This is a genomic window from Sphingobium mellinum (genome assembly GCF_037860795.1).
Lineage (GTDB): Bacteria > Pseudomonadota > Alphaproteobacteria > Sphingomonadales > Sphingomonadaceae > Sphingobium > Sphingobium mellinum.
Genome location: NZ_JBANRK010000021.1, coordinates 17,086 through 30,442, shown reverse-complemented (window position 1 = coordinate 30,442; position 13,357 = coordinate 17,086). Strand labels below are relative to the sequence as shown.

The window sequence follows — 13,357 nt, the reverse complement described above, 5'->3', positions numbered from 1 at the left end:
GAGACGAGGAAATCAGATGAATGAGGCACATTCGTCGGTCCAGGATCGATCGGAGATCCGGGATTGGACCATCGGGCAGCTTCTGGAGAATGCCGCAGCGAACGCCGGCGACAGGATCGCCCTGAAGGACGGCGATCTGGTCTGGACCTACACAGAATTGCAGGCGGATTCGCAGCGGCTGGCAAGGTTCCTCCTCGCACACTTCAAGCCGGGTGAACATGTCGCGATCTGGGGCGCCAACAGCGCTCCCTGGCTGCTGTATGAAATGGCGGCGGCGCTTGCCGGTATCGTGCTGGTCACGCTCAATCCCGCACTACGGGCGGCAGAAGTCGAATCGCTCCTGAAACAAAGTCAGTCGGTGGGACTGATAACGGACGAGGAATATCGAGGCGTGTCGATGACAGGCATCGTCGAAGAGGTTCGGCCGTCCCTGCCTTTGTTGCGCGAGGTTCTGCTGACCAGCGACTGGAGCGATCACATCGCCAGCGCGCCCGACGATGTGCCCAGCGTGAATGTCACGCCGGACGACACCGCTCTCATTCTTTACACGTCCGGAACCACCGGGCTTCCCAAGGGCGTGAAGCTTCATCATCGCGGCATCGTGAACAACGCGTTGTTGGGGTCGGAACTGTACAAGCTGAAGGATGGCCTTTCCTGGCTTGGCGTCATGCCCTTCTTCCATATCGGCGGGTCCGTCACCACGATCCTCGGTTGCATCGCTCGTTGCAGCACCCATGTGATCCTGCGCAGTTTCGATCCGGCAGAGGTTCTGCGCCTAATCGAACAGGAAAGGGTCGCCTGGTTCCCCTGCGTGCCGACGATGGCGATAGCGCTCATGGAACATGCCGATTTCGACAAGACCGACCTGTCTTCGCTGGAAGTGATCCAGACCGGCGGCACGACCGTAGCACCCGAATTTGTGCGACGCTTGCGCGACCGCTTCGACGCCGATGTCCAGATCATGTTCGGGCAGACCGAAGCGGGCGGCGTCATGTGCAAGTCGTTGCGCGGCGACCCGGTAGAGGTGATCGCCGGGACGGTGGGCAAGCCCTACCCCTATACCGAACTGAAGATATCCGATGTCGCCACCGGTGCATCATTGGGGATCGATGAGATCGGCGAAATCCGCATCCGCAGCCCCTATATGACGCGGGGATATTTCGACAATCCGGCCGCTACCGCCGCAGCCTTCGACGAGGAAGGCTTTCTGCGTACCGGCGATCTGGGAACAGTGGATGACAAGGGGTATGTCCGCGTAACCGGGCGGCTCAAGGAGATGATCATCCGCGGCGGCGAGAATATCTATCCGCGCGAGATCGAGGACAGGCTGGGAGATTATCCTGGGATCGCCGAATGCGCCGTGGTGGGCGTGCCGCACGAGCGGTGGGGCGAAGAGGTCGCAGTTGCGATCAGGTGCCATGCCGGGACGACAATTGAAATAGACGAGGCGCGGGAATTTCTGCTCAACCGCATTGCGCGGCACAAGGTCCCCAAAATCTGGCGTCTGGTGTCGGACTTTCCCCGGACAGCGTCAGGCAAGATCCAGAAGTTCGAGGTCGTGAAGCTTTTCGAGCAGCCCGAGGACACGGCTAAGGGCTGAAACGTTGACGGACCGCGGGTGACGGCAGAAGCGTCATGCGCGGGCCAATTGCGCCTCGGTCATGATCGTCTTGAGTGACGGGCGATCGGGTCGCTTGGCCGTGGCAAAAGCCCACGCCGGGCACGCGCAGCGTGATCCTGTTCGATCAGCAGGGCAGGCTTACTGAATTATAGCCCGTTCCGTTCCGATCCGGCCGCATGCCTCGTGTCTTTGTTCTGCGGCTGTTCCGGTTCAGCAGATGTTCCGGACGGCCACAGTCGACCCTGTGTCGAGGCAGATGCCAGGAGGAAGGGCGGTCCCGGCGAACCAGGACCGCGCCCGCCTGCTTCAGCGGAGAACGAAGGCGTTCTTCTCACCAAACTTGTGGACCGACGACGAACCGACGGGAAAGGCGTCGAAGATGCTGCGGTCGGTGTGCATGCCGGCGAACTGCTCCATGAGGACCGGCTCGGTGCAGCACTCGAGCAGCTTGCGGTTACTCTCCTGGAATTCGGGAACCTGGCGAAGCTCCATCGCGACATCCTCGTCCCACGACGCGAAAACGACGAATTCGTTAGGATCGCGGGCCCAGCCCTGGAATGCGAAGACGCAACCGCGATAGTAGAAGGGCTTGGCTTCCTCGCAGACATTTTCGAACAGGTCGAGAAACTCCTGACGACGTGCAGGATCCACCTTCCAACGAACCAGGAATGCATTGCGGTCGCGAGTGAAGGGCGATTTTTCAGTCATGAGCTTCTCCTATTCTTGATTACGACCGTTCGAAAGCGGCATGCCGGCGCGCCGCGTTTAGAGGTCAGATCTTGATCCGAACCAAAGCGGGCGCACAAGTGCCGGCCGCCTCCATTATGCTCTGCCGGACATGATGAAAACGCAAACTTTATCCAGACCTAGGATATAGTATCTGCACTTCCATGCCGGGCTGGTCAACGCCAATCATGCCGCTGCTTGCTCGTCAAGAGGATTCCACGTTTTGGCGGCACGCACAGCGGTCAGTGTCTCAGGCCCGCATGTCCTATTCCTCCGCGACGAAACCGGCGAAGGTGCGCAGATAGGCCAGAAATTCATCGGTGACGCCTTCTTCACGCAGGTGGTCGACGGTGACGGGCTGCGACGGGGACGTATAGGCGGGATCATGTCGCGCCCGCTCGGGAAAGTCATGGCGCAATATCCCCGCCCGGCCGATCGTGACGAAGTCGCACCCGGCCTCGATCAGGTCGGTCGCGGTGGCGACGTCCATGATCTTGCCGGCAGCGCCCAATCGGACTTCTCCCCGAGGCAGATCGGTGAAATAGCTGAGCAGGCTGCGTCCCTGAAACTCTTCCTCATGCGGTTCCTTCGAAACGTCCCACAGAGACATGTCGAGATAATCTATCTGCCCCTGCCGCATGATCTCGCTGGCCAGCTCGCGCACTTCGGCAAGCCGCATGCCGAAACGTTCGGGCGACAGGCGCAATCCCACCTGAAAGTCCGGGCGACAGCGGCGGCGTATTCCGTCAATGACTTCCAGCATCAGCCGGGCGCGGTTTTCCAGGCTCCCGCCATAGCGGTCGTCCCGCCGGTTGATGGTGGGCGAAAGGAACTGAGCGAGAATATAGCCATGCGCGCCGTGAATTTGCACCCCGTCGCATCCGGCCTTTTCCGCGCGAAGGGCAGCTTCGATGAAATCTTCCCTCACCCGCTCCACTTCGGGCAGGTCGAGGGCCCTCGCGCCGTTGCGAGCGCTATAGGACGGCGCCACCGGCGTGCCGACCAGCTCTGGATCCGCGCGTTCGCCGCCATGATAAAGTTGCACCGCTGAAATCGCGCCATTGTCGCGAACGGCCGATGCGAACTGTGCCAGGCCGTCAATGTGCTGGTCGTGGAAAACGCCTAGCTGGCCGGTATAACCCTGCCCGACTTGCTGCACCGGCGCTGCTGCGGTCATGATCAGGGAAAAGCCGCCGGCAGCGCGCATCGTCAGCCAGCGGATCTCCTTTTCCGAAAGGCGGCCGTCGGCATGGCTCTGCTGGTTGGTGAGAGGCGCGAGCATGAGCCGGTTCTTCAGGACAGGGCCGCGAGCCAGCGCAAGGGGCTCGAACAGCTTGGCATGAGACATTATTTTCTCCAATCATGATCCGTGAGCAAGGCGCCGCAGCAACGCAGACGGAACCGCTGCCCGCCGGCAGCTGCCTTTATCTCGGTGTGGCCGATCCGGGCGCCATGAAAGGCATTGCGGCTGAAGGAGTCGGGCGGCCACGCGTTTCCCAGGCCGAGTCGCTCCATCTTCAGGGCCAGATCTGCCAGCTTGTTGGCGGGTAGAATGCAGGTCGTACGGTCGAGAGCAAGGCCAATCTGCGGCATGAGAATCCGTCTGAGGAAATTTTAGTATCGATATACCACATTTCTGCGAGCAGCAATCGCCTGCTCGCGGCGCGCTGATGCACGTGCCCGGGCGTCCTAGATGAGTTGGGTCCGGCCTCTCTTCACTTGCGGGATCGGCACCATGGACGCGGCGCGGGCTTTCGATGGTCCCTCATAAGGCGATGGGCAGGCGAAAATAGGTGCGCGCCACATAATCGCGATGATCGAGCAATATCGAGGGGACCGGGGCGCCGAGATAGATTTCCAGCAGCGCCCCCATGCCCCGAAGATAGTCCGGCATCGTGCAGATATCGCTGGTCATGGGAGCGAACAGATTGCTGAACGAGGTCCAATAGATATCCGCCGCGGTGAGCTTGCTTCCCATAAAGTATCGCGAGCCTCTTGCCGCCTGCGATTCCAGCCTGCGCGCCATCGCGCCCACGATCTGCTTCACGCGATGGCGCGAATAATCGTTGGTCACGGGCGAGCTATATTTCTTGCGCATGAGCAGGGTGGCCTCATCGGCTTCCTGGGGGCCATGTTCTCCCGACACCAGCAGCAGTCGCACATTCCATCCCAGTCCATCGTCGCCGCAAATTTCGTGGCAGAAACCGAACAGCGCCATACGCTCGTCTTCGTCGATGGGGATCATGCGCGGTTCGGGCTGCAATTGTTCGGCAAGGACGAGCATTTCGGACCATTGCGTACGCGGCCTGTCGTCGTTCAGCATGAGGACGGGTGCGGAGGTCTGACCCGTCCACGCCTTCAACTCCTCATTGGGGGTTCCCGGCAGCTGAGCGACCGGGATATAGTCTATGCCCTTCAGGTCCAATATCGTCTTGATGGCGACGCTCCATGCGCCGGGGACGCCGCTGGTGAAGGCGATGCGCAGGCCTTGCATGGCGCGGGCCTCATCAATCGGAACATAGCGAACGGCCTGGTCTTCGGCCATTATCCTCTCCTTCTACATCTCCGGATCGGGATAGGAGGAATGGGTCCGGCGGGCAACAGCTTGATGCGATGAGGCATCGCGAGGCTGAAGCTCTGCGGCTAGAAGGATGGATTGCCTTAAAAGATGGCAGGATGAGGATAGATCATCATGTTCAAGATCATGACGTTGATGAAGCGCAAGTCCGGCACGTCGATGCAGCAGCTGATAGACTATTACGAAAATACTCATTCCGCCTTGGGCCTGAAGGTCTGGAAGGAAATCGGGAAGGCCCCCAAACGGTATGTCCGGCGATATTTCCGTCCCATGACCTTTGGAACGGAGCAAGAGGACATGGGCGAGGCACCGGAAATGCCCTTCGATGTCGCAATGGAACTGTGGTTTGACAGCCGCGAGGATTGCGAGGAATTTTTCAGGCTCGGCTCGGCGCCTCCGAATGGCGACCTGTTCGCCGAGGATGAGAGGAGATTCCTTGAACGCGACCGCAGTTTGATGGTGGTGCTCGAAGAGCATGAGACTGACCTGAGCGCGTGACGGCCCACCTTAACATCCCGACGGCGGTTTGGGCAAAGCCGGGTTGACCGCCCGGCATGAGTCAGTTACCTCGCGCACTAGATAATGGCTTGATGGATTTTGGCGTGAAACGTGGTTTGGGTATTCAGCTTTCCTTCGCCTTATATGGTGCGGCGAGCCGGATGGTGCGCCTGCACAAGCCATTTCTCGACCCGCTGGGCCTTACTTTCCCACAATATCTGGTCACGATGGAATTGCTTGGCCATGCGCCGACTACAGTGGGTACGCTCGGTGCGCGGTTGGGCATGGATACGGGAACGATAACCCCGCTGCTCAAGCGACTGGAGGCGGCGGGCTTGGTTACGCGCACCCGCGACACTCGGGACGAGCGGCGTGCTTGTCGATCTGACGGCGCGGGGGCGTGCAATGAAGGCTGACGTCGAACTTGTCACCGACAAGGTCAAGTCAGCATGTAAATTGGATGACGCTGCCATCGAAAGTCTCAGCCAAACTCTTGAGGGACTGGCCCTCTACCCATGAGTGGGAAACGTGGTCATAGGAATATATTCATGAAAATAGGCATTGTTGGAACGGGCCATATCGGAAAGACGCTGGTCCTGCGGCTGAGCGCGGCAGGTCACGACGTCAAGGTGGCCAACTCGCGCGGTCCCGAGTCGATCAGTGAGGATATATTGGCTAATGGCGGGCGAGCGGTTACCGCCGCCGAAGCTGTCAAGGATGTGGACGTCGTTATCCTGTCCATCCCGCTCAACCGGATTCAGGATATCGCTCCGCTGATCGCCGGATTACCCGAAAACGTGGTCGTCGTTGATACTTCCAACTATTATCCCGTACGCGACAACCGCATCGAGGTTATCGACGCAGGCCAGGTTGAAAGCCTGTGGGTGACGGAACAACTGGGTCGGCCGGTGGTGAAGGCATGGAACGCCATCGGTTCGGACTCCTTCGCATGCAAGGACAAGCCCGCCGGCGACCCTGACCGGATCGCTATCCCGGTCGCCGCGGATAATGACCATGGCCGCAGGATCGGCATGGCGCTGGTTGAGGATAGTGGGTTCGATGCCGTCGACGCCGGCACATTGGCCGAATCCTGGCGTCAGCAGCCCGGTTCGCCCTGCTATTGCACCGACCTTACGCGCGAGGAAATGCCGGGCGCTCTGGCCAGCGCTGAAAAGGAGCGTCTGCCCAAGCGACGCGACCTGGGGTTCGAGGCGGTCATCGAGCGGATCTCAGGCAATGCCACCAATCCGAGTGCGGAATATCTTGTCCGCCTGAACCGGGCGCTGTTCATGTGAATTTGACCTGCCGCCCATCTCGGAGGTGGGCGGCAAACCATCGGACATCGAGCGTGCGGATCGTCCTCGCCGCGAAAGGATGGGAGGACAGGGTCGAATTCGTGAGCGTCGATCTCATCGCGGCTCAACACAAACAGAATGCCTTCCTGGCGATCAACCCGATCGGCAAGATTCCGGTTCTCGCGCTGGATGACGGAACGATTAATTCCCAATCTACGGTCGTACCCCGCGCGAAAAGCGCCTGATCTACATGATGCAGCGCCGTGCCGAGATGATGGTGATCGATGCCGTGGATGGAGGGCACGCCTGGCGGGACAGGATGTCGGATATCCCCGCCGTTAAACATCGCAGCGGGCAAATGCCGCTTGCCGAGGACATCGCGCGCCCACCTCGCAGGCCAGCGCGTTTCCAGACCGCGAGCCAACCACCATTTGGACTGTCACGTCCGGCAATCACTTTCCCCGAACAGTCCTGATCTGCCTCAATCAGTAAGGAGAGGCGGGAGCGTGGTCGCCTTGGGATTCATGACACGGGCGGCGTCCCCGTGCTGCCCCGAGGTACGAAATAGAGCTGCAGGGGCGTCATTGCCTACGCCCCTGCAACGCAGCTGGATCATGCCGGAACCGATTTGGCCTTTTGCCGCGCGAAATAGCGCCTGAACCCGTTAAGGATTGCATCGGAATAGGTCCGCTCGATCAGCGATATCATCAAATTGAGGTCGGCTTCCTCGATGACGTCGAATTCCGATTTGAAGGTCATCAGCGTCTCGCCGGTGGGCAGCGTGTCGAGCATGGTGGTGGCGAGATAGTTCCTGAACTCGCTTCGCAGCACGGCGCCGTTAGGGTTCGGACGATGCACCATGTCATAGACTATCCGCTTGGTATCATTGTCCTGCAGCCACAGCTTTTCATCAATAGCCGAGCCGGTGACATGGCGGACGACGCGAGTCCGCGGCACCGAATTGGGATCGCCTTCGAGCGTGACGCTTTCGATATTGGGACCGGGCCGCCCACCGTCTTCCGGCTTGATCCACCAGCGTTCGAAGCCGGCCCAATCCGTCAGCAGTTCCCAGACGTCTTCGATCGGCGCGTCAACGATCCCGCGATATTCCGCATGGCCTCTCTTGTACTTCTGCATATCCTCCAGCCTCCAGCAAGATTATTGCGCCAGACCAGTTTGGAACGGTGGGATGGGCGAGGCCAATGCTTCTCCTCCAGCCGCTTCGCTCTTCACTTTGGCCTAGTATTATCATACTACATATGCGACTCTTCGGCCCTGTCAAGCGCGGAGGGGAGAGTCATCCTTGATCGACTTTCGTCGGAAACTTGATGAGCCGCGCGCGTGAGCAAGCATTTGGAGGAGAGGTCATGCTGAGTTTGGACGACAGGTTCGCGTTGCAGGAACTGGTCAACAGATATCCCTATCATATCGATCTGTGGCAGATTGATGCCTGGGCCGGCCTGTTCGCACCGGACGGTGTACTCGACGAAAGCCCTATGAGCATGGGAGTATATCAAGGGCGGCAGGCGATCGCCGCCTATGGTGCGGAACTGAAGGCTGACGTGCTGCACGTGGTCCATCTCATGATGAATCACCTCATCCTGGATTCGGCCGGCGATACGGCCACGGGCAGTGTGTTCGCGCTCGTCGAAGCTAACACGCGCAGCAGCGGGCACGCACGCTACTACATCCGTTATGAAGACAGCTATATCAAGACGTCGGAGGGCTGGCGCTTTGCCAAGCGCACGGTCCTGCCGATGTTTCCGCCCCAGACGGGTCTGTCGTGACCGGCCAGGTCACTACCGTGCGGTAATCTTCGTTGATACGTCCCGGCAGGAAAGCGGGGGCGTGTCGACAGTGAAAAGGCGCGAGAGCTTCCGGCCTGACTGGCCGGTAACCCTCGCGCCTTTGATAGGACGGCTGGTCAATAACTTTTGGGCAGTTCCAGAACCTTTTCGGCGATGAAGCTCATGATGAGCTGCTCCGTGATGGGCGCCAGGCGCGTGATGGCGACTTCCCTGTAGAGCCGCTCGACATGATATTCCTTGGCGTAACCGAAGCCGCCATGGGTTGCCATCGCCTGCCAGCAGGATTCCTGGCCCGCGCGCGCGCCCAGGAATTTGGCGGTATTCGCTTCCGCGCCACAGGGCAGGTCGCTATCGTAAAGTTCCGCCGCGCGGACCACCATCTGCCACGCGCTTTCCAGGTACATCCAGCGTTCTGCGAGCGGATGCTGAATGCCTTGATTCTGACCGATCGGGCGGTCGAACACCACGCGCTCGCGCGCATATTTGGATGCCCGGCGCAGCGCATCATGGCCAACGCCGATCGCTTCGGCGGCGATCAATATCCGTTCGGGGTTGAGGCTGTGGAGCAGATAGGAAAAGCCCTTGCCCTCCTCGCCGATGCGGTCTTCGTCGGGAATGAACAGGCCGTCGATGAAGATGGCGTTCGAATCGACGGCTTTGCGCCCCATCTTCGGGATTTTATGCACGTCGATCTTGGTCCGGTCGAGATCGGTATAGAAGATGGTCATGCCGTCGGTCGGCCGGGCGCAATCCTCAAACCGGGTCGTGCGAGTAAGGAGAAGGATCTTGCTCGCGACCTGAGCGGTTGACGTCCAGACCTTCTGCCCATGCACGACATAGCCGCCGGGCACCTTTTCGGCGAAGGTCTTGATCCTGGTGGTATTCAGCCCGGCGTCAGGTTCGGTGACGCCGAAAGCGACCTGGTCTTCGCCCGCTATGAGCCGAGGCACCCAGCGCGCCTTCTGATCCGGCGTGCCTTTGACGACGATCGGGTGCGGGCCGAAAAGGTTGACGTGAATGGCCGAAGCGGCCGTCATGCCGCCGCCATGGGTGGCGACTTCGTTCATCATCACCGCTGCCTCGGTGACGCCGAGGCCGGAGCCGCCATATTCCTCCGGCATGGTGATGCCGAGCCAGCCGCTGTCGGCCATTGCTTTGTGGAACTCGAAGGGAAACACTCCGTCTTCGTCACGCGCCAGCCAATATTCATCGTCGAAGCGGGAGACGACAGCACGCACGCCTTCACGAATGACGTCGCGTTCTTCTTGTGTGGGGAGTGTGCGGGGATTGGACATGGTCATGCTCCTGCCAGCGTTCTGCGTGCGGCCTTAAGATGAGGGATATCATACATTTTACCCCCGATGCCGATCGTGCCGGCATCCGGCGCGGCGGCGAAGGCATCAACGATCGCCTGCGCTTCGGCGATCTGTTCAGGCGTTGGGGAAAAGGCACGGTTGATCACCGCCACCTGATCCGGATGGATGGCGATACGACCCACGAAACCGTCGCGGCGGGCGCGGCGGCAATCCCGCTCCAGTCCTTCAGGATCGCGGAAGTCGGCATAAAGAGTATCAAGCGGGAGCACTTCGGCGGCGGTGGCGGCAAACAGGCATTGCGCCCGCGCCACCTGATAGGGGAAGGTCCAGCTGCCGTCCGGTTCCTTGTTGTCGGTCGCGCCGATTGCAGCGGCAAGATCCTCGGCGCCCCAGGTCATTGCAACGAGACGTGGGGGTGGGGGAGCATAGCTACCGAGGTTGAACATGGCTCGCGCGGTTTCGGTGGCGACGACTGCCAGCTTCACCGTCCCCTGCGCCATGCCCGCCCGGCTTTCCAGCCGGTCGAGTTCCTGACCGATGCGGAGCAGATCGTCCGCCCCATCCGCCTTGGGAATCAGCAGCCCATCGAGGCCCGGCTTAACCACCGCGGCCATGTCGTCGAACGTCATTCCCGTGTCGAACGGATTGACGCGTACGAAGAAGCGCCATGACCGCGCTTCGCCACCGTCGAGCAGTCCGGATACATGCGCGCGGGCCGCATCCTTCATCGAAGGCGCGACCGCGTCCTCCAGATCGAGGATAAGCGCATCTGCGCCGGCCGCCGACCCCTTGGCGAACTTGCGTTCGCTGTCGCCCGGCACGAACAGCATTGATCTCAATTTCATGACGGCCGTCCCATCATCAAGGCGTTGCGCTTCGTCGAGCAGACGATCTCGTCCCGCTGGTTGAAGCCGATATGTTGGAAAGTAACGATCCCCTGGCCCGGCCGCGAACTGCTGGGGCGTAGCGCTTCTACGCGCGTTTCGGCGCGGATCGTGTCGCCCGCGAAAACCGGCTTGGGGAAATTGGTCTCGCTCATGCCCAGATTGCCCACAGTGGTGCCCAATGTCGTGTCCTGCACAGACAGGCCGATGACGAGGCCCAGCGTGAAGATGGAGTTCATCAAGGGCTTGCCAAACTCGGTCCCCGCGGCGTAGGCGTGGTCGATGTGGATGGGCGCGGGATTGTAGGTCAGCGACGAAAACAGCATATTGTCCATGTCGGTCACGGTGCGGCGTATCTCATGCTGAAAGACCTGCCCCACGGTGAACTCATCGAAATACAGACCCGCCATAAACCGCTGACTCCAGTCTAGTCCCTACATACTAGATGCTGATTGACAGCATGTGACCCACTTGTAAATGATCCATTTGCAGACCCGCAAGAGGCTGCGTTCAGGGAATTTCCGACCATGCCCATCGAACTGGATGCTGATGCCCTTGTCGCCGGGTTGCCCTTAGGCGGCCGCATTCTTGTAAATGGCTGCTCGGCGGAGTCGATCCTGCTGGCCGATACCGTTGAACGGGCAGGCGAAAAGCTCGGGCCGGCGACCTTTACGGGGATTTTCGTTCCGGGTCTCAACCGTCGCACCTATCTTGCCAATGCAGCTTGCACGACCGAAACATTCTTCCTGACGCCGGAGCTCAAGGCTGCGGGGGAGGCGGCCAGGTTCCTGCCGCTTTGCTACGCCGACATCCGCCAGCGGCTGATCGACAACCCGCCTGACGCGGCGCTGATGATGGTCACGCCGCCGGATGAAGACGGCATGTGCAGTTTCGGCCCCACCGTCGATTTTGTCGCTGAACTGTGGCCACGGATTTCCGTGCGCCTGGCGCATGTCAATCCGCTCATGCCCCGCACGCGTGGGCAGGCGACGATACCCTGGTCCGAAATCACCGCTTTCACCCAATCGCCGCAGGTCCTGCTCGGTGCGGCGGATGGTGTGAGCGACGCGGCGGCGGAAGCGATCGCCGGCCATATTGCGCCGCTGATCGGCGACGGGGCGACCTTGCAGACCGGGCTCGGCAAGGTCCCCGGCGCGGTTTTCCGCGCCCTGACCGGACGCCGCAACCTGCGTGTCCATTCGGGCCTGATCGGCGACGCCGTGGTCGACCTGGAGGAGGCGGGCGCGCTCGCGCCGGGCGTGGCGGTCACGGCCGGCGTTGCGATCGGATCGGAGCGGCTGTACCGGGCGATCAGCGGCCCGGCCTATCGCTTTGCCCCGGTTTCGGTCACGCATGATCCGCTAACGATCGGCGCGATCCGTGATTTCGTTGCGATCAACTCAGCGACAGAGGTGGACCTGTTCGGTCAGGCCTATGCGGAGGTCGGACCCAAGGGCTTCATGTCCGGTCCCGGCGGCGCAACCGATTTCGCCCGAGGCGCCAAGGTTTCCGGGGGTTTGCGCATCGTCGCTTTAGCCGCAACCGCCGCCAAGGGCGCGATAAGCCGAATCGTCGCGCCCAATGCGGGGGCTGGGCCGGTGTCACTCAGCCGGATGGATGTCGACATGGTCGTGACCGAGTTCGGCCTCGCCGACCTTCAGGGTCGCAGCCATGCCGAACGCGCGGCTGCATTGATCGCCATCGCCGCCCCCGATCATCGTGATCGGCTGACGACGGAATGGCGGTCGTTCATCGGCAGGCTTTGACTTTCAAAAAGCGGTTCAGCGCTTCTTCGACAGCTTTTCCTGCATCGCGCGCATGAGTTCGCGTAGTTCGGCCCCCTGGAACAGGCCGCTGACCGCCAGCCGTTCGGCGTTGCGGCCCTGCGCTCGGTCAAGGTCGGTGGCCAGTTCGATCGCCAGCTTGCCCGCGCCAAAGGCTTCCGGCGGCAAGGCTGCGACGGACTGGCAAAAAGCTATTGCCTGTTCGTTCAGTTCATCAGCGCCGTGGACGTCGTGGATGATGCCGATCGCCAATGCACGCTCGGCATCGATCTGACGATTGGCCAGGACCAGCCAGCGTGCCCAATGCGGACCCGCAAGGCGCACGAGACGACTGGTTCCTCCCGAGCCGGGGAGCGCGCCGAAGCTGATTTCGGGCAGGCCAAATCGCGCTTCACTGCTGGCCAGGCGAAAGTCCGCGCACAGCGACAGTTCAAGCGCGCCGCCCAGGCAAGGCCCCTGGAAAGCCACCACGATCGGCTTTTCAATAGCCTCCCATTCATCGCCCAGCCCGTGCAGGCTGCCGGCGCCCTGGCGATACCAGCTGCGGAAGGCCTTGGGACTGGTGATCGACGCATCGGGCGCCAGTCCTCCGTTCAGATCGATCCCCGCGGAAAAATATTTGCCATTTGCGGTCAGCAACATGGCGCGCAGGTCATCGCGATCGCGTAGGCGCGCCGTCGCCTCGCGCAGGCCATCCAGCATCTCCATGCTGATCGCGTTATATTTTTCCGGACGATTGAAAGTGACGTGGATCACGCCCTGGTTTTCGGAGATGATGATTTCGGGGTTGGGCATTTGACAGTCCGTGTATAGGATGTGGGAACTAATAGCGGTTTCGCGAAAGCCT

Annotated in this window: 16 protein-coding genes; 7 read left to right on the top strand and 9 right to left on the bottom strand. The window is 60.9% G+C overall.

Annotated features, from left to right (window positions below):
* Positions 1-16 precede the first annotated feature (16 nt).
* Positions 17-1,600, top strand: a complete 1,584-nt coding sequence (locus AAC640_RS16095; RefSeq protein ID WP_340268087.1) for a class I adenylate-forming enzyme family protein — start codon at positions 17-19, stop codon at positions 1,598-1,600.
* 327 nt (positions 1,601-1,927) lie between these two features.
* Here AAC640_RS16095 and AAC640_RS16090 read toward each other — a convergent pair whose 3' ends face one another.
* The 4 genes from AAC640_RS16090 to AAC640_RS16075 all read right to left on the bottom strand — a co-directional run bounded on the left by AAC640_RS16090 (position 1,928) and on the right by AAC640_RS16075 (position 4,892).
* Positions 1,928-2,329: a putative quinol monooxygenase gene (locus AAC640_RS16090; protein WP_340268085.1), complete on the bottom strand. Its 402-nt coding sequence runs from the start codon at positions 2,327-2,329 to the stop codon at positions 1,928-1,930.
* Between the two features lie 283 nt (positions 2,330-2,612).
* Positions 2,613-3,695 carry an NADH:flavin oxidoreductase gene (locus AAC640_RS16085; protein WP_340268083.1) on the bottom strand — a complete coding sequence of 361 codons (1,083 nt, stop codon included), beginning with the start codon at positions 3,693-3,695 and terminating at the stop codon, positions 2,613-2,615.
* Positions 3,695-3,940: a hypothetical protein gene (locus tag AAC640_RS16080; protein WP_340268081.1), complete on the bottom strand. Its 246-nt coding sequence runs from the start codon at positions 3,938-3,940 to the stop codon at positions 3,695-3,697. The genes AAC640_RS16085 and AAC640_RS16080 overlap by 1 nt, the downstream gene beginning before the upstream one ends.
* A gap of 172 nt (positions 3,941-4,112) precedes the next feature.
* The gene (locus tag AAC640_RS16075) at positions 4,113-4,892 is read right to left on the bottom strand and encodes a glutathione S-transferase family protein (protein ID WP_340268079.1); all 780 of its coding nucleotides are present in this window, start codon (positions 4,890-4,892) and stop codon (positions 4,113-4,115) included.
* A 147-nt stretch (positions 4,893-5,039) separates the two neighbouring features.
* On the opposite strand from AAC640_RS16075, the gene AAC640_RS16070 reads away from it, so the two are divergent.
* The 4 genes from AAC640_RS16070 to AAC640_RS16055 all read left to right on the top strand — a co-directional run bounded on the left by AAC640_RS16070 (position 5,040) and on the right by AAC640_RS16055 (position 6,963).
* Positions 5,040-5,423 carry an EthD domain-containing protein gene (locus AAC640_RS16070; protein WP_340268077.1) on the top strand — a complete coding sequence of 128 codons (384 nt, stop codon included), beginning with the start codon at positions 5,040-5,042 and terminating at the stop codon, positions 5,421-5,423.
* Positions 5,424-5,527: 104 nt separating this feature from the next.
* Positions 5,528-5,839 carry a MarR family winged helix-turn-helix transcriptional regulator gene (locus AAC640_RS16065; protein ID WP_340268075.1) on the top strand — a complete coding sequence of 104 codons (312 nt, stop codon included), beginning with the start codon at positions 5,528-5,530 and terminating at the stop codon, positions 5,837-5,839.
* 132 nt (positions 5,840-5,971) lie between these two features.
* The gene (locus AAC640_RS16060) at positions 5,972-6,718 is read left to right on the top strand and encodes an NADPH-dependent F420 reductase (protein WP_340268073.1); all 747 of its coding nucleotides are present in this window, start codon (positions 5,972-5,974) and stop codon (positions 6,716-6,718) included.
* 53 nt (positions 6,719-6,771) lie between these two features.
* On the top strand, positions 6,772-6,963 hold the full coding sequence (locus AAC640_RS16055) for a glutathione S-transferase N-terminal domain-containing protein (RefSeq protein WP_340268071.1): 192 nt from the start codon (positions 6,772-6,774) through the stop codon (positions 6,961-6,963).
* 367 nt (positions 6,964-7,330) lie between these two features.
* Here the strand turns inward: AAC640_RS16055 and AAC640_RS16050 are convergent, their stop codons facing one another.
* On the bottom strand, positions 7,331-7,855 hold the full coding sequence (locus AAC640_RS16050; protein WP_340268069.1) for an SRPBCC family protein: 525 nt from the start codon (positions 7,853-7,855) through the stop codon (positions 7,331-7,333).
* Between the two features lie 230 nt (positions 7,856-8,085).
* Between AAC640_RS16050 and AAC640_RS16045 the strand changes: the two genes are divergently transcribed.
* On the top strand, positions 8,086-8,505 hold the full coding sequence (locus tag AAC640_RS16045; RefSeq protein ID WP_340268067.1) for a nuclear transport factor 2 family protein: 420 nt from the start codon (positions 8,086-8,088) through the stop codon (positions 8,503-8,505).
* A gap of 137 nt (positions 8,506-8,642) precedes the next feature.
* Here the strand turns inward: AAC640_RS16045 and AAC640_RS16040 are convergent, their stop codons facing one another.
* From AAC640_RS16040 to AAC640_RS16030, 3 genes are read right to left on the bottom strand one after another with little or no spacing between them, the layout of a single operon-like run.
* Positions 8,643-9,821, bottom strand: a complete 1,179-nt coding sequence (locus AAC640_RS16040; RefSeq protein WP_340268065.1) for an acyl-CoA dehydrogenase family protein — start codon at positions 9,819-9,821, stop codon at positions 8,643-8,645.
* Between the two features lie 2 nt (positions 9,822-9,823).
* Positions 9,824-10,687 carry an HpcH/HpaI aldolase/citrate lyase family protein gene (locus tag AAC640_RS16035; RefSeq protein ID WP_340268063.1) on the bottom strand — a complete coding sequence of 288 codons (864 nt, stop codon included), beginning with the start codon at positions 10,685-10,687 and terminating at the stop codon, positions 9,824-9,826.
* Complete coding sequence (locus AAC640_RS16030) at positions 10,684-11,136, bottom strand: MaoC family dehydratase (RefSeq protein ID WP_340268061.1); 453 nt, start codon at positions 11,134-11,136, stop codon at positions 10,684-10,686. The genes AAC640_RS16035 and AAC640_RS16030 overlap by 4 nt, the downstream gene beginning before the upstream one ends.
* A 117-nt stretch (positions 11,137-11,253) precedes the next feature.
* Here AAC640_RS16030 and AAC640_RS16025 point away from each other — a divergent pair, with 117 nt between their 5' ends.
* Positions 11,254-12,492, top strand: a complete 1,239-nt coding sequence (locus tag AAC640_RS16025; protein ID WP_340268059.1) for an acetyl-CoA hydrolase/transferase C-terminal domain-containing protein — start codon at positions 11,254-11,256, stop codon at positions 12,490-12,492.
* A gap of 15 nt (positions 12,493-12,507) precedes the next feature.
* Here the strand turns inward: AAC640_RS16025 and AAC640_RS16020 are convergent, their stop codons facing one another.
* Positions 12,508-13,305, bottom strand: a complete 798-nt coding sequence (locus AAC640_RS16020) for an enoyl-CoA hydratase/isomerase family protein (RefSeq protein WP_340268057.1) — start codon at positions 13,303-13,305, stop codon at positions 12,508-12,510.
* Positions 13,306-13,357 lie beyond the last annotated feature (52 nt).